18 protein-coding genes and 1 tRNA gene are annotated in these 23,931 nt (G+C 49.4%); 11 read left to right on the plus strand and 8 right to left on the minus strand.

What is annotated here, in order from left to right:
- Positions 1-26 precede the first annotated feature (26 nt).
- The 3 genes from H6F72_RS04190 (at position 27) to H6F72_RS04200 (ending at position 4,686) form a co-directional block, all read left to right on the plus strand.
- Positions 27-2,615: a hybrid sensor histidine kinase/response regulator gene (locus H6F72_RS04190; RefSeq protein WP_199298875.1), complete on the plus strand. Its 2,589-nt coding sequence runs from the start codon at positions 27-29 to the stop codon at positions 2,613-2,615.
- Positions 2,616-3,710, plus strand: a complete 1,095-nt coding sequence (gene cheB, locus H6F72_RS04195; RefSeq protein WP_190432151.1) for a chemotaxis-specific protein-glutamate methyltransferase CheB — start codon at positions 2,616-2,618, stop codon at positions 3,708-3,710.
- Between the two features lie 187 nt (positions 3,711-3,897).
- Positions 3,898-4,686, plus strand: coding sequence for a hybrid sensor histidine kinase/response regulator (locus H6F72_RS04200; protein WP_190432153.1), 789 nt, complete (start codon positions 3,898-3,900; stop codon positions 4,684-4,686).
- 115 nt (positions 4,687-4,801) lie between these two features.
- On the opposite strand, the gene H6F72_RS04205 is transcribed toward H6F72_RS04200, so the two are convergent.
- Positions 4,802-5,206, minus strand: a complete 405-nt coding sequence (locus H6F72_RS04205) for a response regulator (RefSeq protein ID WP_190432155.1) — start codon at positions 5,204-5,206, stop codon at positions 4,802-4,804.
- Positions 5,207-5,530: 324 nt separating this feature from the next.
- On the opposite strand from H6F72_RS04205, the gene H6F72_RS04210 reads away from it, so the two are divergent.
- The 3 genes from H6F72_RS04210 to H6F72_RS04220 all read left to right on the plus strand — a co-directional run bounded on the left by H6F72_RS04210 (position 5,531) and on the right by H6F72_RS04220 (position 7,726).
- Positions 5,531-5,602 (plus strand) — tRNA-Gln (locus tag H6F72_RS04210).
- 92 nt (positions 5,603-5,694) lie between these two features.
- Positions 5,695-6,501 (plus strand): HAD family hydrolase, encoded by an 807-nt coding sequence (locus H6F72_RS04215; protein WP_190432157.1) that lies wholly within the window; start codon positions 5,695-5,697, stop codon positions 6,499-6,501.
- A gap of 10 nt (positions 6,502-6,511) precedes the next feature.
- Positions 6,512-7,726: a DNA double-strand break repair nuclease NurA gene (locus H6F72_RS04220; protein ID WP_190432159.1), complete on the plus strand. Its 1,215-nt coding sequence runs from the start codon at positions 6,512-6,514 to the stop codon at positions 7,724-7,726.
- 91 nt (positions 7,727-7,817) lie between these two features.
- Here H6F72_RS04220 and xseB read toward each other — a convergent pair whose 3' ends face one another.
- Positions 7,818-8,111, minus strand: a complete 294-nt coding sequence (gene xseB / locus H6F72_RS04225; RefSeq protein ID WP_190432161.1) for an exodeoxyribonuclease VII small subunit — start codon at positions 8,109-8,111, stop codon at positions 7,818-7,820.
- Positions 8,108-9,376: an exodeoxyribonuclease VII large subunit gene (gene xseA, locus H6F72_RS04230; protein WP_190432163.1), complete on the minus strand. Its 1,269-nt coding sequence runs from the start codon at positions 9,374-9,376 to the stop codon at positions 8,108-8,110. The genes xseB and xseA overlap by 4 nt, the downstream gene beginning before the upstream one ends.
- 305 nt (positions 9,377-9,681) lie before the next feature.
- Here xseA and recA point away from each other — a divergent pair, with 305 nt between their 5' ends.
- Positions 9,682-10,755, plus strand: coding sequence for a recombinase RecA (gene recA, locus H6F72_RS04235; protein WP_190432165.1), 1,074 nt, complete (start codon positions 9,682-9,684; stop codon positions 10,753-10,755).
- Between the two features lie 75 nt (positions 10,756-10,830).
- On the opposite strand, the gene murG is transcribed toward recA, so the two are convergent.
- Entirely contained in the window at positions 10,831-11,925 is a 1,095-nt protein-coding gene (gene murG / locus H6F72_RS04240; RefSeq protein WP_190432167.1) for an undecaprenyldiphospho-muramoylpentapeptide beta-N-acetylglucosaminyltransferase, read from the minus strand.
- A 150-nt stretch (positions 11,926-12,075) separates the two neighbouring features.
- Here murG and H6F72_RS04245 point away from each other — a divergent pair, with 150 nt between their 5' ends.
- Positions 12,076-12,981, plus strand: a complete 906-nt coding sequence (locus H6F72_RS04245) for a nuclear transport factor 2 family protein (protein ID WP_242016779.1) — start codon at positions 12,076-12,078, stop codon at positions 12,979-12,981.
- Positions 12,982-13,025: 44 nt separating this feature from the next.
- A complete protein-coding gene (locus H6F72_RS04250; protein ID WP_190432169.1) occupies positions 13,026-13,796 on the plus strand; it encodes an SDR family NAD(P)-dependent oxidoreductase in 771 nt (256 codons plus the stop codon).
- A 171-nt stretch (positions 13,797-13,967) separates the two neighbouring features.
- Here H6F72_RS04250 and H6F72_RS04255 read toward each other — a convergent pair whose 3' ends face one another.
- Both H6F72_RS04255 and H6F72_RS04260 read right to left on the minus strand, forming a co-directional pair.
- Positions 13,968-15,584, minus strand: coding sequence for a 2-isopropylmalate synthase (locus H6F72_RS04255; protein ID WP_190432171.1), 1,617 nt, complete (start codon positions 15,582-15,584; stop codon positions 13,968-13,970).
- Between the two features lie 81 nt (positions 15,585-15,665).
- Positions 15,666-16,178, minus strand: coding sequence for an NYN domain-containing protein (locus H6F72_RS04260; protein ID WP_370527439.1), 513 nt, complete (start codon positions 16,176-16,178; stop codon positions 15,666-15,668).
- Positions 16,179-16,984: 806 nt separating this feature from the next.
- Between H6F72_RS04260 and H6F72_RS04265 the strand changes: the two genes are divergently transcribed.
- On the plus strand, positions 16,985-19,438 hold the full coding sequence (locus H6F72_RS04265; protein ID WP_190432174.1) for a serine/threonine-protein kinase: 2,454 nt from the start codon (positions 16,985-16,987) through the stop codon (positions 19,436-19,438).
- Between the two features lie 19 nt (positions 19,439-19,457).
- Here H6F72_RS04265 and H6F72_RS04270 read toward each other — a convergent pair whose 3' ends face one another.
- A complete protein-coding gene (locus tag H6F72_RS04270) occupies positions 19,458-21,305 on the minus strand; it encodes a FecR domain-containing protein (RefSeq protein ID WP_190432175.1) in 1,848 nt (615 codons plus the stop codon).
- A gap of 316 nt (positions 21,306-21,621) precedes the next feature.
- On the opposite strand from H6F72_RS04270, the gene H6F72_RS04275 reads away from it, so the two are divergent.
- On the plus strand, positions 21,622-23,052 hold the full coding sequence (locus H6F72_RS04275; protein ID WP_190432176.1) for a hypothetical protein: 1,431 nt from the start codon (positions 21,622-21,624) through the stop codon (positions 23,050-23,052).
- Between the two features lie 32 nt (positions 23,053-23,084).
- On the opposite strand, the gene H6F72_RS04280 is transcribed toward H6F72_RS04275, so the two are convergent.
- Complete coding sequence (locus H6F72_RS04280; RefSeq protein ID WP_190432177.1) at positions 23,085-23,915, minus strand: sulfurtransferase; 831 nt, start codon at positions 23,913-23,915, stop codon at positions 23,085-23,087.
- Between the last annotated feature and the right edge of the window lie 16 nt (positions 23,916-23,931).

The following is a 23,931-nucleotide window of genomic DNA, read 5'->3' on the forward strand; positions in this document are numbered from 1 at the left end:
TATTTCAAGTAGGTTGACCCCTGATTATGATGATCGACGACGATGAACTCCGGAGTATCTTTAAAACTGCCAGCGAAGAACATTTACAGCACCTCGAAGCAGGCTTACTGTATTTGGAGGAACATCCGAGCGATCGCACTAGATTAGAAGATTTACTGCGAGAAGCGCACAGCCTGAAGGGTGATGCCAACATGCTAGGAGTCAGAGATGTCGGCACCTTGGCGCACCAGATTGAGGATGTTCTAGGAACGGTTAAGCGTGGCAACATCAGGCTAGCGGCAGTGAGCGATCGCCTCTACTACGGCTTAGACGCAATCCGTAAATTAGTGCATGAATCAGTCACAGGAGAACCTGCTGACATTAATGCTTTCCACGTCCTCGCTCATTTAATGGGAGCACCGGAATCAGATTCTTCGTCCTCAGCCGTCTCTGCTGATCAGTCTGCAAGTACCACATTTTCCTTACCTACCGCCACAGATCTCCAGGGAATTTCCACTGATACATCTTTAGTAGCGAGCGACAGCGCTAGTGATACCGCTGAAGTACTAAACGGCCACCTGATACAGCCTGTTGATGCAGAAACCCCAGTAGATGCTGATACTGCTGATTCAGCCACAACGATTCCCTTGATTGCGGCTGAGGGATTACCTCACGAGGGCAGCCATGTGGTTATCGGCGAATTTGTGACTGCTGAGCTGGGAGAAAACAGCGGAGACAACGGTTATCATCTTCTCTCAACTCAAGAACCTCCGACTCTCAACTCCACAGCAACTCCTGCGGCCCTTCCTCAAACTCCAGGGACAAATTTGCCAGCGGCTCCAGCGATCGCGGATGCTAACAATTCAGGTGGCTACAAGATTGAAACAATTCGAGTTGAGACGCAAAAACTCGATGCTTTGATGATCCAGACAGGTGAGCTAACCGTGACTAAAATCCGGGTGGCTCATCGCTTAAGTGAGATTGAAGCGATCGCGAGTTTGTGGGAAGAATGGAGTCGCGATACCTTTGTCAATCGGTTTGTCTTCAGTTCTAGCGATCGCCCCGCCACCCAGAGAGACCTCAAACAACTGCAAACGTTTTACCAACGGACAGAAGAACGTCTAGATCGGCTTGGATTGCTCATTAATCGCTTAAAAAGTGATGCCTACGAGGATAATGCTCGCCTAGATATTGTGGCCAGCGAACTAGAAGAAGGCGTTCGGACTCTGCGCCTCTTGCCACTATCCACGATTTTTCAATTGCTGCCGCGCATCGTGCGAGACTTAGCCAAGCAACAAGGCAAAGAAGTCAATTTGATCATTGAGGGTGGAGAAACCCGGGCTGATAAGCGGATACTAGAGGAGATGAAAGACCCCTTGATGCACATGGTTCGCAACGCCATTGATCATGGTCTAGAATCTCCCACAGAACGAGAAAAATTAGGCAAGTCTCGGCAGGCTACGATTCGCCTCAAGGGCTACCAAACCGCCACCAATATCGTCATTGAAATCAGTGATGATGGTCGGGGTTTAGATGTTGAGAGTATTAGGCAGACAGCCCTCAAGCGAGAGGTAATTCGAGAAGCAGATTTGGCCATTATGACTCCCAGCCAAATTCAAGCACTCATCTTTTCGCCCGGATTTTCCACCCGAAACTTTGTTACCGAAATTTCTGGCCGAGGAGTTGGGCTAGATGTGGTCCGCACCAATGTCGAGCGCCTCAAGGGTACCATTCAAGTAGAGTCGCAGTTGGGTCAAGGTTGCACCTTCCGCATCCAAATGGGCACAACCTTAGCGACAGCTCATGTGCTAATTGTAGAAGTGCAGGGGCGGCCTTATGCGATCCCCGTAGAAGCCGTGCATACGACTTTATTAGTGCAACCTCATGAGATTTTTGCCATCGAAGGGCGGGAAACCGTTATCCTGGCAGACCAACCTGTGTCGATTGTGAAATTGGCGGATTTGCTAGAACTAAAATCAAGTCCACCGTCGCGTCCTACCCAGCCTGGTTTCAGCTCCAAGTTATTACCCTGTATCATCTTGAAGGTGGGCAGCGATCGCGTCGGGCTACTGGTAGAGGCTTTACTCGACGAACAAGATGTAGTGCTCAAACCCCAAAGCAAATTACTCAAGCGAGTCCGGAATGTGGCTGGAGCAACGATTTTAGGGACTGGCGAAGTTTGCATGGTGCTCCACCCCCAAGACCTGCTCAAGTCAGTGCGGCAGCGAGCTACCACTTTGGTTCCCAAGGCCTTTGCAGAAGTGCAAGCACCCAAACAAGTAGTCCTGCTCGTAGAAGATTCGATCACCATTCGGACTCAAGAGAAGCGCATTTTGGAGAGTGCTGGTTACGAAGTAGTGACAGCAGTGGATGGCTTAGATGGCTTCAACAAGCTGAGAAATCGTGAATTTGATGCTGTAATTTCCGATGTCCAAATGCCCAACTTGGATGGTTTGGGGTTAACTGCTAAGATTCGTCAGCATAAAGAATATAGCGAGCTGCCAATTATTTTGGTCACGTCTTTAGCAACCGATGAGGATAAGCGCCGAGGAGCAGAAGCGGGAGCCAACGCCTACATTACAAAAGGTACTTTTGACCAGAAGGTGTTACTAGACACCTTAAGGAGACTTGTTTAGATGTCGTCTTTGCCAATTCGGGTTTTTCTGGTAGAAGATTCTCCAGTATCTCTGGTTATCCTGCAACGGATGCTTTCTTCTTCAACAGACATTCAAGTTGTTGGAACCGCCCGGAATGGTATTGAAGCTTTGCAACTGATTCCCCAAGTGGAACCGACCGTCATTTGCACAGATTTCTACATGCCAGGGATGGATGGGCTAGAGTTTACCAAGCAAATCATGGCAGAGTATCCTCGCCCCATCTTGGTAATTAGTGCCTCTGTCCAGCCTGACAACACGCATAATATCTTTCAGTTGCTAGAAGCGGGAGCGGTGGATGTTTTCCCAAAGCCCGGTGCAGGGTTGGCCACTGACTACGAGCTAGTCAAGCAGGAATTAATCACTAAGATTAGAGTCCTGTCTGGTGTGACTGTCTTTACAAAGCAGCGTCGCTTCCCGGTGACTCAGTCTCCATCTTCAGGAAGTATGCCCAGTGGCAACTATCCAACCTCTACAGGGTCGCGTATCGGGTTGAATACAGGGCCAAAGCGAGTACTAGCCATTGGAGCATCCACAGGTGGACCCCAAGCACTGCAAGCAGTTTTGAAACCACTACCTGCCAGCTTGCCCTTCCCAGTCTTGTGTGTGCAGCATATCAGCGAAGGATTTTTGCAGGGATTAGTGAATTGGCTTAAGGCTGAATGTCGATTGCATGTCAAAATTGCTCAAGCGGGTGAAGTGCCGCTGGCAGGAACGGTATATTTTGCCCCGGAGCGATCGCATTTAGAACTCGATCGCCAAGGTAAGTTCCTTTGCTCAGTTTCGCCCTTGGTAGATGGGCATCGCCCCTCGGTCACGGTGACCTTTAACTCTGTGGCTAAGTTTTATGGTAAGGCGGCAATCGGTACTCTGTTGACTGGAATGGGCCGAGACGGTGCTGAGGGCATGCGAGCGATCGCTGAAGCAGGCGGCCTCACCATTGCTCAAGATGAGAAAAGTAGCATCGTGTTTGGCATGCCGAAGGAAGCGATCGCGCTGGGGGCCGCACAGCACGTACTACCCGTCAATGACATCGCCAATTTTATTACTAGCAAAGTCTTGCCCAAAAAGTTGTAGTTGCCAAAAACCAAAAGCAAAAGTTTGTAGGAGCGGCTGAAATCGATACAGACCGTGATCTTACTCACTGCATAACCTGTCGAAATAGGTAATAAACAGAGAAAATATTTAAGTATGCTATTTAACTAAGTGCGTTAACTAAGCAGGATTAGCTCAGTAACTTTCAGAGGAATCTGTACTCGTTTCCATGACAGACCTATCGAAGCTTAAAATTCTGTTAGTAGAAGATAGTCCTGTCAGCCAGAGAGTCGTGGTTAGACAGCTTAAGAACCTAGGTTGCGAACCTGATGTAGCAACTAACGGTCAAGAAGCTTTGGCGCTCATGGCTCAGGCAAATTACACCATCGTCCTGTTAGATTGTCAGATGCCTGTCTTGGATGGCTACGCTACTGTGGCCGCAATCCGTCGCCTAGAAGGGCAAAATCGACAAGCCGTAGTGATTGCGATGACTGCCAATGATGTCCAGGGAGAGCAAGAAAAATGCCTTCATGCGGGCATGAACGACCTTCTCAACAAACCTTTTAACGAAGCTCAACTCGTTGACAAGTTAAAGCGTTGGAGTCACGCTTGGGTGTGTGACGCGATCGCGCCTCCAGAGACGGAGCCAGTTGCAGAAACGACAGGGGTTGTGACGCCTGAATTAGCTACGAGAGTTGGCTTAGACCTCGATCGATTTCAACGCATCACTCGTGGCAACGGTGCATTTCAGCAACAAGTACTACAGCTATTCCTGCAAGATACTCGGAAAAACATTTCTCTGGCCAAGGCAGCCGTACTGAATCAAGACTTGAAGACCCTAGAGCACAAAGCTCATCAAATTAAAGGAGCTAGCGCTAATGTTGGGGTCAAAGTCATTCAAAACCTAGCTGAGCGCATGGAAAAGCAGATTCAACAAAGAAGTTGGGAAGAGATCACAACAGGCATTACTGAAATTGAGCAAGCCTTGAACGAGATTGACAGTCTGATTGCCGCTTAACTTAGCTTGGTTCAGACCGATAAAATACTGGCTCGAAAATAAGTTCTCGCAAAATATAGGCTCTGGTCCTAGATATTCAAGCCAAAGTCTTCCAGAAATAGCCTTGCAGCCAACTTTAGTTGGAGCTGCCCGGAGCCTGAGCGCCAACAAATTTTTGGATTAACTGGCGCAATTGAGTGGCATCAAACGGCTTAGTCAAATATTCTGACGCGCCTGCGAGCCGCCCTTGAACTTTATCAAAAGCGCGATCGCGGGCCGTCAGCATAATGATGGGCAACGCCTCAAACTGAGGTAATTTACGCACGGTTCGGCAAAACTCTAGGCCATCAATGCCTGGCATAGAAACATCTAGAAGTAAGAGCGCTACCTTTTCGCGACCTAGAACTGACAAGGCATCTACAGCGCTATCGGAAACCAAAACCCGATAATCTACCGCCAAAACTCGCTTAATCAGTTCTTGCATGACAACGCTGTCATCTACGGCAAGAATCGTTGCTTGATAACCTAAGTCTGAGGACATATTCCTATCTCTAGTCTGCTGACGCAGTCTAAATGAACGCAATGGAGCGAGATAACCCAAGGAGGGAATGCAAACTGAAACTAGAAGCGATGGTTCGGTTGCATATCCTTATTGTCGCCTCCAACCAATCGATTTAACCTCAGAGTGCCCAGTTTTCCCCACGGACCAACAAGAAACGCGATCGCGAAGGCGATGAAAACTTCGTGGCAGCGATGCTTCATCTGAGTTAGTCAAGCGGAAGTTTGAAAAAAAGTTAAGTTACTGGCTAGAAAGTGCTTGACAGACTATGGGATTTTGCTGCTATTATTGTCAATGTGAATCCAATGGGGCGTCGCCAAGTGGTAAGGCAGCGGGTTTTGGTCTCGCCATTCCTAGGTTCGAATCCTAGCGCCCCAGTTGTTAAATCCAAATAATTATACTTTATTCTAAGCAGTTTACTGCCATAGGTGAGATAGTTCTTACCTGAAGCGCAGTTTAGAATCAAAGTTATGTCCCCAAGTGCACCAAAAGTCCTCGCCCTTGACTTTGATGGAGTTCTTTGTGACGGGTTGCTGGAATATTTTCAGACCGCATGGCGAACTTACTGTCACCTTTGGAATAGCCCTCATGCTGTAGCCAATCCAGAAGCTAGTCAAGAAGTGGCCGAGCTGTTTTACCAACTCCGTCCAGTGGTGGAAACAGGTTGGGAAATGCCAGTTCTAATCCAAGCGATATTGCTAGAGATTCCGACTGCTAAAATTTTTCAAGATTGGCCTGCGATCGCCCAAGAAATCCTACTTGAAAGTAACTTACAGGCCATAGAAGTTGCTGCTGCTCTCGATCAAGGGCGCGATCAATGGATTGCTACCGATTTGAGTAGCTGGTTAGCTCTACATCGCTTTTATCCTGGAGTGATTGCTCGACTTCAGCAATTCTTGGCTGCGTCAGGGCAACCTGTGATTGTGACTACGAAGGAAGGACGGTTTGTTGAGCAACTGTTGCAGCAGCAAGGCATTGAGCTAGCTCCTAACCAAATTTTTGGCAAAGAAGTGCAGCGACCCAAACACCAAATTTTACGAGAGTTGCTGGCGACCCCTGAATATCACCTCACAAATGCTGCTGAGCTGTGGTTTATTGAAGACCGCTTAAAAACCTTACAATCGGTACAAAAGCAGCCTGATTTAACAGAAGTCCAGCTTTACTTAGCAGATTGGGGTTATAACACCGCCACAGACCGCAGCCTAGCTGCTCAAACCTCTCGGATTCAACTGCTCTCCCTCGCTCAATTTAGCCAAGAGTTTGCTGCTTGGCCCTAGGAATTGCCCCATGCTTGATCTGACTAAACTAGCGCAGCAGATGCAGGGAATTAGCCAGCACTTAGCGGACGAAGCAACTGCTTCGCGGCAGCGCTTGGAACTAGCCCAAAAATTACTAACCCAAGCTCAATCTCGGCAAGCAGAACTCGTCTTGCAACGACAAACCTGGAGCGATCGCTTGGGCTTTGCAGCAGCGGAACCTGTAGAACCACTCACCACAAGAGTCAATTTGGGAGTCGCTCCGGCTATTCATACCGCGATCGCCACCGATGGATCGCAAATTGCTCCCAGCCACCATGAGATTGCTTACTGCTACTTGATTAATGTCGGGCGAGTCGTGCTGCATTACGGACAAAGTTTGCATCCTTTGTTGGATAGCTTGCCAGAAGTGTTCTACCGTCCTGAAGACCTTTACGTTTCCCGTCAATGGGGAATTCGCACTGAGGAATGGATGGGGCATCGCCGTACCGTTTCAGAAGCAACGGTATTGGCAGATTTGGCGTGTCAGGTAAAGCATGAAGTAGGAAGCAAGCAAGATGAAAGACAGGCGGCAGAACAAGTTCCCCTACTGGCGATGGTAGATGGTTCGCTAATTTATTGGTTTCTGGAAGCGCTACCGAATGAAGCTCGCGATCGCTTGTTGCCAGAGATTTTACAGGCTTGGGAGCAACTGCGATTAGCCAAAATTCCTCTCATTGGTTATCTCAGTGCTTCTCGGAGTGGTGAAGCCCTCAACTTCTTGCGCTTACAAACCTGTCCTCACCCTGCCCCCGACTGCGCCACGTACTGCCCTGGCCAAAGCGATCGCGCTCCTTGCCATGTGTTTGACCCGCTACGAGATATTGCGCTGTGGTCCGCATTTCTCGAACCAGGACAACGTAGCCCACTTTGGCGCAGTTCGGCTCGGATTTTAGATCTGTATGGTCCTCATAACATCTACTTTTGCTATGTCCACGTGGGCACTGAAATTGCCAGAGTAGAATTTCCTGCTTGGGTGGCGGAAGATACTACTTTGTTAGAGATGGCCCTCAGCTTAACGCTGGCTCAAGTGCAGAAGGGCTACGGGTATCCAGTCGTGTTGGCGGAGGCACATAACCAAGCGGTGGTCCGGGGTGGCGATCGCTCTCGCTTTTTTGCCCTTTTAGAGCAGCAAATGATTCGAGCGGGGCTACGAAATATTGGTACGTCTTACAAAGAAGCGCGCAAACGGGGCAGTATCGCCTAAAGAGCCACGCTATTTATAGCGACGAGAAAAAACAGCGATCCCTGCAACAGAAGTTAGCTACTGGAGGAGTTAGCTACCAGTAGGGCGAGTCTTAGTAAGATTCAGACTCATCGACTAATTTTTCAATCAGCAAATCCATCTGACGCTGACGCTGACGCAAAAAAGTTTCGCATTGCCGCAGTTGGTCAATTGCGATCGCAAATTGATCAAAAACCTCAACGAGATCTAGATCTCCTGCCTCAATCTGACCAATAATCGTTTCAATTTGGTCCACCGTTGTTTCATAACTCCAGTCCGTCTGGGATGAAGTAGAGGGTGAATTGGCACTGGCTACGGTGTCAGTTGGTTTAGAAGTGCTTTGATTCAAGCTTGTTAGGTCGTTCATAGTACAGTTGAAGACTCACTGGCATTAGGCTTTGCCGGTAAAATTTCGGTCACTTGAACTTTGAGCTGACCTTGCCCTAGGGTAATCGATAGCTCTTGGCCCAAGTGTAACCCTGTGGTAGAGCGGGTAATGGTGCCATCTCCCTGTCTGACTATGGCATACCCTCGATGCAGAACTGACTGGGGATCAAGATTGGCCAACTTTTGCTGTAGGGTTTGACAGTGATGCGTGGCTTGTTGAGATTGCCGTAGGGCACCTTTAATTAATTCTTGACGCAGCCAGGCTAGGTTGCCTACCTCCCGTTGCAATTGCCGCTCTAGGGGCAACCTGCGCAGGCGATCGCGCAACTGGCGTAGTTCTTCCTCTACTCGGCCAAACTGATGGTTCGCTGCCTCTTGTAAAGCCATCGCTCGCTTCTGATGTTGCGTGTAAAGGTCAGCTAATTGTGGCACAGCTTGCTCTGCGGCGGCTGTGGGAGTGTGAGCATACACATCTGCGGCTAAATCTGCCAACGACTCATCCCGCTGATGCCCGATGCCAGCAATCACGGGAATGGCACAGTTGGCGATCGCCCGCACCACCCGTTCGTCGTTAAAGCAGGCCATATCTTCAGTCGCACCCCCACCACGGGATAAGATCAGCACCTCAGCTCGTCCATCCCGTTCAACCCGCTCGATCGCATTCACAATTGAGACAGGAGCTTGATCCCCTTGCACTAAGGTGGGTGAAAACAGCACCTTTAAACCGGGATAACGGCGCTTGAGAGTACGTTGAATATCCCCCCAAGCCGCAGCCCGCGGAGATGTGATGACAGCAACGGTTTGTGGATGTGAGGGGAGCGATCGCTTACGTTGGGGATCAAACAATCCTTCCGCTTCTAGCCGATGCCGCAACTGGCGGTATCGTAAAGCTCTTAAGCCCTCACCAGCCGGTAGTGCTTGCCAAACAATTAATTGATAGTGCCCCCGTTGAGGATGTAGATGAATCCGCCCTAGAATAATGATCTGTTCGCCTGGGGTGGGTAGGGTTACTACTTTGCCGAGCTGACTGCTCCAAACCACACAGCTGATGGCAGCCTTAGCATCCGGATCTTGTAACGTAAAAAACAACCCACTCCGATAACGGTTAGCACTCGAAACCTCTCCAGTAACCCAAATCTGCTGCAACTGACTGTCTTGCTCTAGCAGGGCTTGAATATAGGCGGTCAGACCTGCCACTGAAAGTGCTGTATCGGGAACTAGGAGATCGGGAAGGTAGAAGGTCATCGTAACATCATCTAGGGGCTATGCCCTCGTCATAGGGGTCTACCGAAGTGCCTGAAAACCTTAATTCTTTCTTAGTACGTTCGTACTGAAAACAAGGTAAAATTTTAGAGGGAGCAATTAGACTGCTTTGCCTGTTTCCAGAGTAACGAGACTTCAGCTAATTGGATAGATAAATTTAACTCTATTACGGTAATTTCGCTGCTGTTGTCACCCTCATATCGGCTCTAAATTTCTAGAATAGAGTCTCACCCCTCTGTCTTGTCCAGCCTGTTACATCCTGCAAAAAATCCTGTCTTGAGGCGTTAATGGCTACCAAAATTACTGATAACCCCGATAAGCAAAAAGCCCTAAGCCTAGTGCTCACTCAAATTGAGCGTAACTTTGGCAAGGGGTCAATCATGCGTTTGGGAGATGCTACCCGGATGCGGGTAGAGACGATTCCCACTGGAGCGTTGACCCTCGACTTGGCCTTGGGTGGTGGGTTACCCAAGGGGCGGGTAATTGAGATTTACGGCCCTGAAAGTTCCGGAAAAACGACCCTAGCTCTGCATGCGATCGCGGAAGTGCAAAAAGCCGGGGGAATCGCCGCCTTTGTAGACGCTGAGCATGCTCTTGACCCATCCTATTCCGCAGCGTTGGGCGTTGATATCGAGAATTTGCTGGTTTCCCAACCCGACACAGGCGAAGCAGGTCTAGAAATTGTTGATCAACTCGTTCGCTCTGCGGCTGTCGATATTGTCGTAATTGACTCGGTAGCAGCCCTTGTACCGCGCGCGGAAATTGAAGGCGACATGGGTGACATCCACGTCGGTCTCCAGGCTCGGTTGATGAGTCAAGCCCTGCGGAAAATTACTGGTAATATTGGTCGCTCTGGTTGTACTGTCGTTTTCCTCAACCAGTTGCGTCAGAAAATCGGCGTAACCTACGGTAATCCTGAGACCACAACAGGGGGTAATGCTCTCAAGTTCTACGCCTCGGTTCGCCTCGATATCCGCCGAATTCAAACCCTGAAAAAGGGCACTGAAGAGTTTGGGATCCGGGCTAAAGTGAAGGTTGCCAAAAACAAAGTGGCTCCACCTTTCCGCATTGCTGAATTTGATGTCATTTTTGGCAAAGGGATTTCGACGCTGGGTTGCTTGATTGACCTCGCAGAAGAAATGGGCGTGATCACTCGTAAAGGTGCTTGGTACAGCTACAACGGCGAGAATATCAGCCAAGGCCGTGATAATGGCATCAAGTACATGGAAGAAAACCCCGAAGTCGCTAAAACCGTGGAACAGCAAGTCCGCCAGAAGCTCGAAATGGGCGCTGTGGTTTCTGCTAACTCCGTGGCTCCCCTAGAGGTTGAGGACGAAGAAGCTTTTGTTGAAGAAGAATAAACCTAACCCCTGGCCCCTTCCCTACTAAGGAAGGAAGCAAGATTTGAAGTTAGCCTCCTTGGAAAAGGGGGTTTTTTATTGGTGTTTTTGTTCAACTAGTTGCCGTACAAGGGCGGCTAATTGCTCAGCGCTATCTGCTACGGCGAGGGACTCTGTTTTGGTTGCCATCTCTTGCAAGAGATTAGGCGATCGCAGCAGCTCCAGCACTTTCGCTTCTAGTAGTTCTGAGGTCAGGTCTGCTTGGCGATAGACTTGGGCGGCTCTTGCCGCTGCAAAGATAGCCGCATTATGCGCTTGGTGATCTTCGGCAGCGAAAGGGTAAGGAATCAAAATCGAGGGGGTGCCTGTGATGGCTAGCTCCGTCAGCGAACCCGCTCCAGCGCGGCTAATCGCTAAAGTAGCTCGTTGAAACAATCCAGCCATGTTGTCGTAGAACGGCAAGGCGAAATAATGTGGATGTTGCAAACTTTGCGTCTCTGGATCACTGTCCCCCGTGAGATGGACGATCCAAGCACCTGCCGCCAACCAGGCTGGAGCGGATTGCCGCACCATTCGATTCACTGCAACGGCCCCTTGGCTACCACCAACGACCACAATTAATGGGACATCAGCGGGAATAGGCAGATCCTCCAACGGCTGATTGGCTGCGGCTCGGAACTGCGATCGCACTGGAGTTCCGACGTAGACGTTGTGAGCTTTAGGCAAATATTGGGCTGCGCTTTCAAATCCTAGGGCGACTGCCGTACACCAAGGGCTAAACCAGCGCGTAACTTTCCCTGGTAGAGCGTTGGATTCGTGCAGGATAACGGGTAAACCAAGCGATCGCGCCGCAATGATGCTCGGTCCCGCAATATAACCGCCTGTCGTGAGTACGCCTTGAAAATTGCCTTGCTTGAGTAAGTGGCGCACCTGTCCAATCGAGCGAATTAAACGGAAAAGAATTTTGAGCGTCCCTAAACCTAGCCGTTGTTGAAAGCCTTCGACCGGGATAGTTCGTAGCGGATACTGAGCGGGAACGAGTTGAGTTTCGAGCCGATTCGGTACACCTAGCCACTCGATTTTGTAGTCAGGGAGTTGCTCTGCTACTGCGATCGCCGGGAACAAGTGACCGCCAGTGCCACTCGCTGCGATGAGTAATCGAAGAGGAGAATTTGCCGCAGGACTATTCATGGGACACAGTTCAACTACTAGGCGATCGCTTAGGGTACTCTACAATGCAGGAAGCAGTTACAGGCTGCGATTGGAGATCAAACTGTCCACATCGCCGACTTCGCATCCAAAACGTTGATCGTTGCTACTCAACTATCCAGGCTATCACTTATGCACAACTCGCTCACGGGTCTATGCCGCAATCTCCAACCTAACTCCCGCCACATCCGGGCAAAAGCAGGGACTTGGCCGCTCCTGGGTCTGCTGACGCTAGGATTGACTGTTTTTGCGGGAGAGGGAGTGCAACCTGTAGCAGTGCAGGCTCAAACTAGACCAGTAGCGCCAGCCACGACAACCCCAGCGGCCCCAGCACCCCTGAAGAATTTACTGGCTCAAATTGATGCGGCTGCCAATAGCCACAATCTTTCGGAAGTCATGAAGTTCTACGGCTCAAACTTCAGTCACTCGGACGGTTTAACGCGCCAAGGAGTTGAAAAAGCCTTAGCGGCGTTGTGGAAGCAGTATCCCCAGATCAACTACCGCACCGAGCTAAAGTCCTGGAAAGCCGAAGGAAGAGGCTTTACGGCGGAAACAGTGACTTACATGAGCGGCGTGCAGCAATTAGGTGAGCGGAACTTAGTTCTGAACACAACTCTGCGATCGCGGCAACGGCTGGAAAACCAGAAAATTGTGCGGCAAGAGATTCTAGCTGAGGAGACTCAGTTGACCACGGGAGAAGCGCCCCCCCGCGTAGAAATCACGCTGCCAGAACAAGTGCGGCCCAACCAGGAATACAGCTTCGATGCGATCGTGCGAGAACCTTTGGGAGACAGCCTCCTCTTAGGAGCAGCCGTAGAAGAACCGATCAAACCGAACAATTATCTCAACCCCGCTACGTTCAACCTAGAGCTGCTGTCGGCAGGCGGCATTTATAAGGTGGGTCGCGCACCTGCTAGACCGGAAGATCGCTGGATCTCAGCGGTTTTAGTGCGAGAAGATGGCATGACGATTGTGACTCAACGCTTACGAGTTGTAGGTCAACCTGTTGCCACTCAACCTCCCAAACCTTCACGGTAAGCTGAATCTGATGTGAGTCAGCAAGCTGAAATTGGGGTGTGATTGTGGTTGCGATTAAAGATCAAGTCGTTTTAATTACTGGGGCTAGCAGCGGCATTGGAGCGGCTTGTGCCAGAGCTTTTGCTGAGGCTCGGACCAAGCTGGTGTTGGCGGCTCGTCGGCGCGATCGCTTAGAACAGTTGGCAGATGAGCTAAATCAAGAGTTTGCTAGCGAGATTCATCTGTTGCAGTTGGATGTGCGCGATCGCCCTCAAGTAGAAGCTGCCCTCCAATCGCTGCCCGACTCTTGGGGCAACATTGATATTTTGGTCAACAATGCGGGCCTGAGCCGTGGCTTAGACAAGCTCTACGAGGGCGATGTGCAAGATTGGGAGGAGATGATTGATACCAATATCAAGGGCTTGCTCTATGTGACTCGCTCTGTGGTGCCTGGGATGGTGGCGAGAGGCCGAGGGCACGTGATCAATATTGGTTCGATCGCAGGGCATCAAACTTACCCCAACGGCAATGTTTACTGTGGTACCAAAGCGGCTGTGAGAGCGATTTCGGAAGGGTTAAAGCAAGATTTGTTGGGTACGCCTGTGCGAGTCAGTTCTGTTGACCCTGGTTTGGTGGAGACAGAATTTAGTCAGGTGCGATTTCATGGAGATGCGGAGCGGGCTGAGAAGGTATATCAGGGGCTAATACCTTTAACGGCTGAGGATGTGGCGGATGTGGTGTTGTTTTGTGCGACTCGTCCGGCGCATGTCAATTTAAGTGAGGTTTTGTTGTTGCCAACGGATCAGTCAGGGCCAACGTTGGTGCATCGACGTTAGTTAATCCGAGCCTTGAGGGCACCTGCCCTCAAACTCCCGCTGAGGGACGGTTGCGTCCCCCAGACCCCCTCCAAACGAATCTATGTGTGAGTGTTTCGAGTTTGGGCGATCAGAAATCTTACTCTCTCACTCCTCACTTTTTCATCCCTCATCCTTCCTACTTCATCCTTCTTACACTTCCGCCCCAATTCTCTCTGCATGAGGCAGGTTTGTTGGGGCGCTAATGGCGGCATAGAGACGGTTGAGGGCATTGACGTAGGCTTGGGCGGAGGCCACGATGATGTCGGTGTTGGCGGCTCGCCCGGAGAAGACGCGATCGCCGTGACGTAAGCGAATCGTGACTTCACCGATTGCATCGATTCCAGCAGTGACGGATTGGACTGAGAACTCGATGAGTTCGTTGGGCACGTTCACCACGCGGTTGATGGCTCGGTACACAGCATCCACAGGGCCAGTGCCGATCGCGGCATCGGTGAGTTCTTCGCCTTCGGGGGTGCGGAGGCTGACGGTGGCGGTAGGACGGGCGCGATCGCCACAGGAAACCTGCACTAGTTCTAGCCGGAATAATTCGGGAGCCTGCTGAATTTCGTCGTTGACGATGGCTTCCAAATCCCAGTCCGAGATTTCTTTCTTCTTATCTGCCAGTTCTTTGAACCGAACAAAGGCTTTATTCAAGTCTTGATCCGACAGCTCAAAGCCCAATTCTTTTAAGCGAGTGCGGAAGGCATTGCGACCTGAGTGCTTACCTAAGACGATTTGGTTATCGGTTAGCCCAATGGATTGGGCATCCATGATTTCGTAGGTAAGCTTGTTCTTCAGCACTCCATCTTGGTGAATCCCCGACTCATGAGCAAACGCATTGGCACCAACGATCGCTTTGTTGGGCTGTACCAACATGCCCGTCAAGTTAGAAACCAAGCGGGAGGTTTTGTAGATCTGGCGGGTGTCGATATTAGTTAGCGATGCTTCTGAGTCAGCAGGACGACCGAGGAAGGGGTTAAAGTACTGCCGCCGCACATGCAAAGCCATTACCAATTCTTCTAGGGCGGCATTGCCAGCTCGCTCGCCAATCCCGTTAATGGTGCATTCTAGCTGGCGGGCTCCATGCTTCACGGATTCTAGGAAGTTGGCGACGGCTAAGCCGAGGTCGTTGTGGCCGTGAACGGAAATGATGGCTTGGTCGATATTAGGGACGTTTTCTTTAATGCCGCGAATCAAAGCGCCAAATTCGCTGGGTACGGTGTAGCCAACGGTATCAGGGATATTAATGGTGGTGGCACCTGCGGCGATCGCCCGCTCTAACACTTGATACAAAAATTCTGGCTCAGAGCGACCTGCATCTTCAGGCGAGAACTCCACGTCATCAATTAAGGATTTGGCATAGCCGACCATTTCTTCGGCGATCGCCAGCACTTCAGAGCGAGACTTTTTCAGTTTGTGCTTGAGATGAATATCGGAAGTGGCAATAAAGGTGTGAATCCGACCATGAGCCGCTGGCTTGAGAGCTTCTGCTGCGGTCTGGATATCTTGACGAGTTGCTCTAGCCAAACCACAAATCACCGGGCCTTGTTCGGTCCCTACAGTCTGAGCGATTTTTTGGACGGCTTCAAAGTCTCCAGGGCTGGCAAAAGGAAATCCTGCTTCGATGACATCAACTCCCAGACGAGCCAGTTGTCGGGCGATGGTCAGCTTCTCCTCCACATTCAGCGTGGCTCCGGGCGACTGCTCACCATCACGCAAGGTCGTATCGAAAATAATAATTCGGTCTGGTTGGGGTTGAACTTTCATAGCAGATTTAGCCAACTTGAGTGCAAGTGGACAACACTTTTCTTATTCTAAGGAACCCCGTTGACGTTTAAGGTGCAACTTTTAGAACTGAGAATCGAATTTCTCAATTTTGGGCCGAATATCGTTGAGGTCAATATAGCGATCGGTGGCGTTGCGAAGTTCACGAGCAATCATGCCCTCTGTTGATACCACTGTAATATGAGTGCTCTTGGAGCGGAGTAGTTCGATCGCCCGCTCGAAGTCACCATCCCCACTAAACAAAACCACGCGATCGTACTGCTCAACAGTGTTGAACATATCGATCACAATCTCTATATCCAAATTGGCTTTTTGCGAGTAACGACCCGAATTGTCGTCGTAATACTCTTTCAGAATTTTGGTGCGGACGGTATAGCCTAGACTAATCAGGGCGTCACGAAAGCCACGTTGGTCTTGAGGATCTTTAATTCCGGTATACCAAAAAGCATTGACCAACATGACATCCGGATCATTTGTAAAATGTTCCAAGACACGTCTTGGATCAAAAAACCAACCATTTTTTTGTTGCGCATAGAACATATTGTTCCCGTCTACAAAAATAGACAGACGGTTCATTGAGCAAGGCATAGAAGCTTAGACCTAATAAAAATTAGAGAATTAATTTGAAAGTTATGGACTTTATCTACTTGTCTATATAGGTGGTCTACTAGGCAATTGTAGTTAGCCCACATTAGAGCAGTTACTTGTGGATAGAGGCTAGCTGCCTGCGGAATTTATATCTAATCAGTTCTCTATTAGCTGCTATTGTCTCTTGGCTCTACCTCTATCGAGCGAGATAAAGTTGAGCCATCCTAAAGTATGTTTATGAGGGTACATAATTTTGGGTTGTAGGTTGTTGTAGGTTATTTAATGTAAGTGTACAGAATATAACTCTAGAGGTTGTTATCAGTTCATCTACATTGAGGCGGGTTTGTATATAAGCTTCAGATTTTTGGGGAACTAAGCCCCTTTAGACTGCCATCATTATAGAGACCTACTCTCTAAGATGCATCTGGGGAAAACCTCAAGAACTGACTTAGGGTTCTAGCTTGAGATATGTTTCTATTTTTAGCTTTACGGCTCGGCCTGCTGACCGCAACTACTTATACTAGAGTTCTCTAGTTTCGTTGAATGCCATCAAACAAGAAGGCGGATGGTTCCTCTATAGGCACAGTATTACATAAAGATAACCTGTGCTCTTAGTCAGGGTTTGCTAAGTTGATTAGAAAGAACTCGTCCAGGTTAAGCAAATCTAAAAGCGATTAAATCCTATTCCTGAACATTGATAACTCATCTCCAAACCAACTCAAATTGCTTAACTTCAAACGAGTGACAACGCCATAAGTCTCTGGATGAAACCAGCTAAATCACTGAGACAACCCATGCCAAAAGAACGAAGTTTGCTGCCAGCGCAGAAAAACATTGGTACTACAGTTCGGCCTTTAGTAACTGAAAAGGTAAAGTCAACGAAGCCTGCACAGCGGTTTCTGAATCTGACTAACTTGGGTCACATCCTAACAGGCGTCTGGGCAGCAGCAGCAGCGATCGCGACGGCCACCAATATTCCGCTAGGCCAAATTATGGAGCGGCAAGCCCAAACTCTATTTTTTGAGTTGCGGGGTCCCATTGCAGCACCGAGCAACATTGTAATTTTGGCGATCGATGATGAATCAATGTCTCAAGGGCAGTTCTATCGAGCCGATCCAAAGCAATATAAGTCGCTCGCGGCTCTAGAGACTTGGCCTTGGAAACGAGCCGCTTACGCTGAAGCCATTGACAAGTTGATGGCTGCTGGAGCCCGCTCTGTGGCTTTAGATATTGAGTTTACAACGCCCAGCAGTTATGGCACCAAAGATGATGAGCGATTGCGTCAGAGCTTACAGCGCTATGCAGGTCGCGTCACTCTAGCCACTAAGTACGAAGACATCATCAATGATCAAGGCGTTACTGCCCAGTTGACTCCCATTTATCCTCGTTTCCGCACTAATCCTCTTTCCGTGGGTTCAATTAATTTCCTGCTGGAGCCTGACAGCAAGGTGCATCGTCTAGGCAATCAATATTCTGCGCTTTTAGCTCAAGACCCTAACTTTGCTAGCGGATTACCTCAAAACGTACCTGATTTTGCTGAGGCGACGCTCAAGGCAGCCCAAGTAAAGCCTAGCAGCTCTCAGGGAGACCATATTTTTTTCTATGGCCCCGCAGGAACCTTCAAGCAAATTCCTTTTTGGCATGTGCTTGACCCTAGCTACTGGAATAATTACTTGAAACCAAATCAAGATTTTTCTTTCAAAAATAAGATTGTCTTGATTGGGTCAACGGCTGAGATTTTACAAGATTTTTTACCAACGCCCTTTTCTGCTAACTGGCTAAATTCTCAGGCCATGCCAGGGGTAGAAATTCATGCCAATGCGATCGCCACTTTAATGGAAGGTCGGGCGATCGCGGACGGGATTCCCGATCGGTCTTTACAAGGAATTTTTTGCTTAGTTGGTAGTATCGGCGTCGGTTTTTTATTGAGCTTCCCCAAGCGACCCTGGCTTCGGTGGCTATTAGTCATTGTCGCTCCTTTGAGCTGGGGGGGCGCTACTTACCTTATCTTTTCTTACGGTGGGTTGATTTTGCCCACGGCCTTACCAATCACCGCGATCGCTCTTAGTGGGCTTTCCTACACGTTTGCTAGCTCCACCCTTGAGCATTTCAAGAAGCTAAAGTTATGGCATACCCTTAAAAAATATATTGATTCTCCTCTCATCCAAACCATTATTAGCCAAAGTCAACAGGGACACGTCGGAGATCTATTACGAGAGCGAGAGACCGCCATCTTAGGCACTAAGCTTGATGGTCGGTATGTAATCACAAAGGTTCTAGGGTCAGGCGGATTCGGCGAAACCTACATTGCTGAAGATACCCGACGTCCTGGCAATCCCCAGTGTGTTGTGAAGCGACTGAAAACAGCCACCAACAACATCAATCTTTTAGAGATGGCAAAAAGGCTGTTTATCGGGGAGGCCGAAACTCTAGAGCGTCTTGGCAAGCACGATCAAATTCCTCAACTATTGGCCTATTTTGAGGAGAAGGAAGAGTTTTACCTAGTTCAAGAATTCATTCCTGGTCGTCCTTTAAGCCACGAACTGACTTTAGGTAGACAGCTACCCGAAGCTCAAGTTATTGACCTACTTAAAGACTTGTTGCAAGTTCTTGCCTTTGTCCACAGTCAAGGCGTTATCCACCGAGACATCAAGCCTAGCAACATCATCAGACGGTTAACGGATGGCAAACTAGTCCTGATTGATTTTGGAGCTGTAAAGAGAATTCCTCACCTAGCCGAAAATGACACGCCAGACAGCATCACGGTTGGCATTGGTACTCAGGGATATATGCCCAGCGAACAATATGCTGGTACTCCGCGCTGCAATAGCGATCTGTATGCTCTCGGTATTACAGCCATTCAAGCTCTGACTGGCATCCCCCCCAGTCAGTTCAAAAAAGACCAAGCAACTGAAGAAGTGTTGTGGCAGCATAAAACTGAGGTAAGCCATGAACTGGCAATCATACTCAGCAAACTCGTGCGTTATCACTTCAGCCAGCGCTACCAATCTGCCACTGAAGTTTTAGAAGCACTCCGAAAGCTAACAAGTACTAATCATTCAACTAGTTTTAACGCAGCGAATGGGCTTTCCCCTCTAGATATAGCCTATATGGATGTGGATGCCTCTACAGACCCAGTGTCGCTTACAGATGCTGCATTTTCTACAGTGGCTTGGCCCAATACTCTTGAAGGAGAAACAGAATCCACGGAGATCAGTGACCCCGTGGATAGTTCAGTAGATAGCTAAGGCGATCGCCTTAGTCTATTTATTTGTCAATTGGAACCCGGCCAGGAAACTTACCCTCGGTTGCCCCACCACCTGGGAAGACACCATCATTGGCTTTACCAGGAAATTTACCATCATTGGCTTTACCAGGAAAATCACTACCCGGTGTTCCGCCATTAGGTGGCGTATTGCCAGTTGGATTGGTTGGATCTGTAGGTTGACCTCCGCCAGTCGGATTGGTTGGATCTGTAGGTTGGCCTCCGCCAGTCGGATTGGTTGGATTGGATATAGGGGTAGCAGGCGTTACTGGAGCTTGGCTAGGAAAATCGCCTCCCGTATTTCCTCCGCCAGGGAAGTTACCTCCGGTGTTTCCTTGACCAGGGAAGTTACCTGGCAAAGTCGGATCAATCGGCACTACTGGCACTCCTGATCCGGGTTCAACCAAGATAGGTGAACTCGGAATGATTACATCCGGTGAGCCGCCTGGGGGAGTATCAGTGGAAAGGTCTGGTAAAGCGTCAATAGGAGGATTTACATTAGGCTGGCCAATACCTGGATCATCTCCTTGAGTTTGACTGGGAAGGCTGGAGCCTGGAGTAACAGGAGAATTGGGGTTAGGAAGGGTATCAGGTTGCTTAGGCACCACGGGCAGCTCATCCGTGGGCGAAGGGGGCGTATTTGACCCTTGGGCAGGGGTGGGGGTAGGGGGAGTGGGTGTGGTGACTACGGGCGGCGTAGGAGTGCTAGGTTGCGAAATTGGAGTTGCTGGCTCTATGCGGCGAGGGGTGAGCAGTCTGGTGTCTGTTGGAGCAACCGTCCTTGGTCTCTGCCCTAAGGAGTCTAGGGGACGAGGAGTTGAAGTGACTGGAGTGGGTTCAGGCGGTGAACTGATAGCGGGGTTGTCGCTAGGAGGTGGGTTTTGAGTAGAGGTGACTGGCTCCGGCGGTTGAGTCGCAGGTGGGGTAGTGCCAGCGACAGGTGGAACGCTACCAGAACCAGAACCAGGTTGTTGCGGTGAGGCTATGGTTTGATCGGATTGAGTTTTCTCTGGGTCGATAGCTCGGCGTACATCCACAGAATTGAAGACGCGATCGAGGTTGTTAACGGGAAAATCAGCTGACTCAGAGGGCAAACGGACAAAGGTTGGGTTTTCGATGACGTTTGCGTTTTTGAAGGAGGACTGGCCTTGCAAAGCCTCTACTGTCTCAGCTCGAACTGCCGCGATCGCCTCATCTGAGGGACTAGCAGCATCCTTTTGCGTGAGATTCAGCCCTTTGACTAAATCACTGGTTTCATAGAAGGTATTGAGATCAAAGTCGTAGACTTGCTCAATCCGGTTTTTGACTATAACCGCCAACTGGCCAGCTCGTAAGCCTTGGCTTTGAGAAGCATCACGGTTATAAATTACCATTGGCCCTTGCGGGTTATTGGTCAGTGCCCCAACCAGGGTGGTATCTGTGTCAGGAATATAGCGGACAAACAAAGCAGAACCTTTAATGCCCGCCGCTGCATTGGGGGTTCTTACTCCTGTAGGACCACGACCAGGCGGAATGAGGAGTAACATCGTGCCATTAGAGAGCTGAAATGTACGGGCATTAGGCACGAAACGAAAAACGGCTTGCTCACCCACACGAGCTAAAGAACCGTCATTAAAACGTAGCTCTGCTAGAGAAGCACGCGCCGTTGCTAGAGCATCGCCAGGAGCCATTGCATCAGAAACTCGTGCCGATCGAACAGGTCGGGTTTTTTGCATTAACTGCACACGATTCCGGAGTGCCTGAATGACAGCACGAGTCAAGGGAGTTTTGGCATCCGCAGGCTGCGTAAAGCTCCCAATAGTTAGACCCGACAGCATCAGAGCAAGGAACAGAGCTAATTTTTGAGACATAAGCGGTTCCTGGCGGTGCAACATCAAAATTTTATATGAAAGTTTTCCGATTTCCGTATATTCCCCTAAGGAAATATACATACAATCCAAGATTTGAATCTATTGACGAAAATTTTCGTCCGTTCTTTACTAACCAAGATGAACAAATTAGCTGGATTTCGTCTATTCCCTATATTAGGAATCACAACTTATCGGTAGGCATCCATTCAGGCGACGATCAACTTAGTTTGGTAGTTCCCTAAAACAAAAAATTTAAGCTAAAAACCCTGATTTATATTTCGTGCCACCCTAGCAACTAAGGAGAATTACTTCTACGATGAGTTTCGGCTGGTTTTTCAGTAAATATACGGTATCCAACTTGCAAGTTTATCTACGCTTGTTTTATCATCCGCACCTCAGACTTTGGCAACACCTAGGTCTATGGCTGAGTCTTGCAGGTAGTTCAGCTTGTGCTACCGCAGCAACTGTTCCAATTCCGGAAGCTACTGTTGAGCCAACAGCCAATCCGGTTGTTTTGCCGCTGCCAAAATTTTTACAACCTGATAATAGCCTAGGAACAAAGCAGGATTCTGTATCCTTAGATGTAGGCTTCAGTTTACCAACCGTTGAAACTGAGATCCTATGGTCAGAGGTGACAGTAGAGCCATCCTTGACCAATCCAGCCTTAGCGAATCAAAACTTGCCGCTGAGATATCTGTCTCAGCTAAACGCGCCTTCTGAGGTTGAGGTGCAATCGCAGCAAGAGCGTCACCTGGAGCAAACATTAGCAGATCCAGAGCTGGGTAATTTGCGGTTGCAAAAACCAGGCGATGCCGCCCAGGAAAGTTCGGGAGAGCCAGAAGAGCCTGGAAAAACTACTGGTAATGAGTCTGATACATCTGATACAACAAATACAAGTAACTCTGAAGCAGAGCCACAAGCTGCTGATCCTGAGTTAGGCAACTTGCGCCTACAGGAGTCTGTAGAGAACAGCAATCAACAACTTGACCCAGAACTCGGTACACTGCACCTGAGACAACAACCTGTGCAGGCTGTTCGTTCCCAGCGAACTGTTTACTTGCAAGGTCGGGTTGATTTTTTCCAAAGTGACAACATTTTTTCCAGTGTTGACCCCATTAATGACAGCTTGATTCGCACGGGACTGAGCCTGTGGGCAACTCCAGCGATCGGGCCTAAAACCTATTTAATTGGCTCTATCAATGCCAATCTGATCAAATATGCCAACTTGGATGACTTCGACTACAACGAAGTACGGGTTGGGGCATCCATCTATCAACAACTCACTCCCAAAATGTACGGGGAGGTGGGCTTAAGCAATCAACAGTTATTTACGGCTGGAGGCGGCGATCGCTTCCTAAATGACAACTCCATCCGTCTGGGTCTGGGCCGCCGAGATTCTCTTGGCAGCGCGGTAACCATTGATAGCTTCTACCAACTGCGCTATAGCTTTGCTGATCCGAGCGATCGCAGCCGAGTGGTCAATGCCTTGGGTGCATCTCTGAATTACAACCCGACTAGTAAAGTTCAGACAGGGCTGGACTATCAGTACGTACTATCGAGCTTTACGGAGCAAGGACGGGAAGACAACTATCACCAACTGCTGGCTCGTCTAAGTTATGACTGGTCTCGCAACAGCCGCATTACGGTATTCGGAGGCTTCGGCTTCGGCAACTCTTCTAACCGCAATGTAGATTTTGACAGCTCTATTCTGGGCGTCAGCTTATCTGTCAACCTGCCCCTCTTCTAACTCCCTCACTCCTCACTCCTCACCCCTCACTTCTACAAATAAGAACACCAATCGCTCCAACTACCAGCGTAGAGTTTGCCTTGATCAATGCCCGCCAGTTCTAGGGACAGTAGATTGACGCAGGCTGTCACGCCAGAACCACAGTAAACCAAAATTTCTTGAGCTGAAGCGACTTCAGTCCAGCGATCGCGTTGCTCTACTGTGGGTCGCAGATAGCCTTGCTCGTTAGTGACTTCTTGCCAGGGGTAATTCACTGCACCGGGAATATGACCTGCCACCGGGTCAATCGGTTCGCGTTCCCCTCGGTAGCGATCGCCTTCGCGGGAATCCACCAAAGCTACATTCGGTAAATCTTTGCGGGCTTTGACGACGTTAATATCAACCACTTGCTCAGGCTGGAGTTGCGGGGTAAAGTTCCCTGCTTGGGGAGTTGGCACCTCTGCGGTGACGGAATACCCTGCCGCTTGCCAAGCTGCAAAACCACCATCTAGTACCGCAACATTGCTGTGGCCAAAGTAGCACAACAGCCACCAGAGGCGAGAGGCAAAGGCCAAGCGAGAGTCATCGTAAGCTACGACTAAAGTTGGCCCAGAAGAACTCTCAGAATTAACTCCGATCGCTCGTAACTTAGCGCCAAACCCTTCTGGATCTGGTAATGGATGCCGTCCGCCATGTTGACCTACTGGGCTTGATAAGTCGCGATTGAGATCTAAATAATAAGCGCCTAGAATATGGCTGGTTTGATACTGCTGCTGCCCCAACTCAGGCTGCATCAAGGCAAAGCGACAATCCACTACTACCACTTGCGGATCGTTGAGATGCTCCTGAAGCCACGCAGCAGATATAACAGGATGGAAGACCATAAGACCGAAGATTTAG

It is taken from the genome of Trichocoleus sp. FACHB-46, from assembly GCF_014695385.1.
GTDB lineage: Bacteria > Cyanobacteriota > Cyanobacteriia > FACHB-46 > FACHB-46 > Trichocoleus.

Bases quoted from the DNA above. Each gene is read 5' to 3' on its own strand.
- H6F72_RS04280 (WP_190432177.1), bottom strand. From the start codon at position 23,915: ATGGTCTTCCATCCTGTTATATCTGCTGCGTGGCTTCAGGAGCATCTC.
- H6F72_RS04200 (WP_190432153.1), top strand. From the start codon at position 3,898: ATGACAGACCTATCGAAGCTTAAAATTCTGTTAGTAGAAGATAGTCCT.
- H6F72_RS04190 (WP_199298875.1), top strand. From the start codon at position 27: ATGATGATCGACGACGATGAACTCCGGAGTATCTTTAAAACTGCCAGC.
- H6F72_RS04245 (WP_242016779.1), top strand. From the start codon at position 12,076: ATGCACAACTCGCTCACGGGTCTATGCCGCAATCTCCAACCTAACTCC.
- recA (WP_190432165.1), top strand. From the start codon at position 9,682: ATGGCTACCAAAATTACTGATAACCCCGATAAGCAAAAAGCCCTAAGC.
- H6F72_RS04255 (WP_190432171.1), bottom strand. From the start codon at position 15,584: ATGAAAGTTCAACCCCAACCAGACCGAATTATTATTTTCGATACGACC.
- H6F72_RS04265 (WP_190432174.1), top strand. From the start codon at position 16,985: ATGCCAAAAGAACGAAGTTTGCTGCCAGCGCAGAAAAACATTGGTACT.
- murG (WP_190432167.1), bottom strand. From the start codon at position 11,925: ATGAATAGTCCTGCGGCAAATTCTCCTCTTCGATTACTCATCGCAGCG.
- cheB (WP_190432151.1), top strand. From the start codon at position 2,616: ATGTCGTCTTTGCCAATTCGGGTTTTTCTGGTAGAAGATTCTCCAGTA.
- xseB (WP_190432161.1), bottom strand. From the start codon at position 8,111: ATGAACGACCTAACAAGCTTGAATCAAAGCACTTCTAAACCAACTGAC.
- H6F72_RS04215 (WP_190432157.1), top strand. From the start codon at position 5,695: ATGTCCCCAAGTGCACCAAAAGTCCTCGCCCTTGACTTTGATGGAGTT.
- H6F72_RS04270 (WP_190432175.1), bottom strand. From the start codon at position 21,305: ATGTCTCAAAAATTAGCTCTGTTCCTTGCTCTGATGCTGTCGGGTCTA.
- H6F72_RS04220 (WP_190432159.1), top strand. From the start codon at position 6,512: ATGCTTGATCTGACTAAACTAGCGCAGCAGATGCAGGGAATTAGCCAG.
- H6F72_RS04260 (WP_370527439.1), bottom strand. From the start codon at position 16,178: ATGAACCGTCTGTCTATTTTTGTAGACGGGAACAATATGTTCTATGCG.
- xseA (WP_190432163.1), bottom strand. From the start codon at position 9,376: ATGACCTTCTACCTTCCCGATCTCCTAGTTCCCGATACAGCACTTTCA.
- H6F72_RS04205 (WP_190432155.1), bottom strand. From the start codon at position 5,206: ATGTCCTCAGACTTAGGTTATCAAGCAACGATTCTTGCCGTAGATGAC.
- H6F72_RS04275 (WP_190432176.1), top strand. From the start codon at position 21,622: ATGAGTTTCGGCTGGTTTTTCAGTAAATATACGGTATCCAACTTGCAA.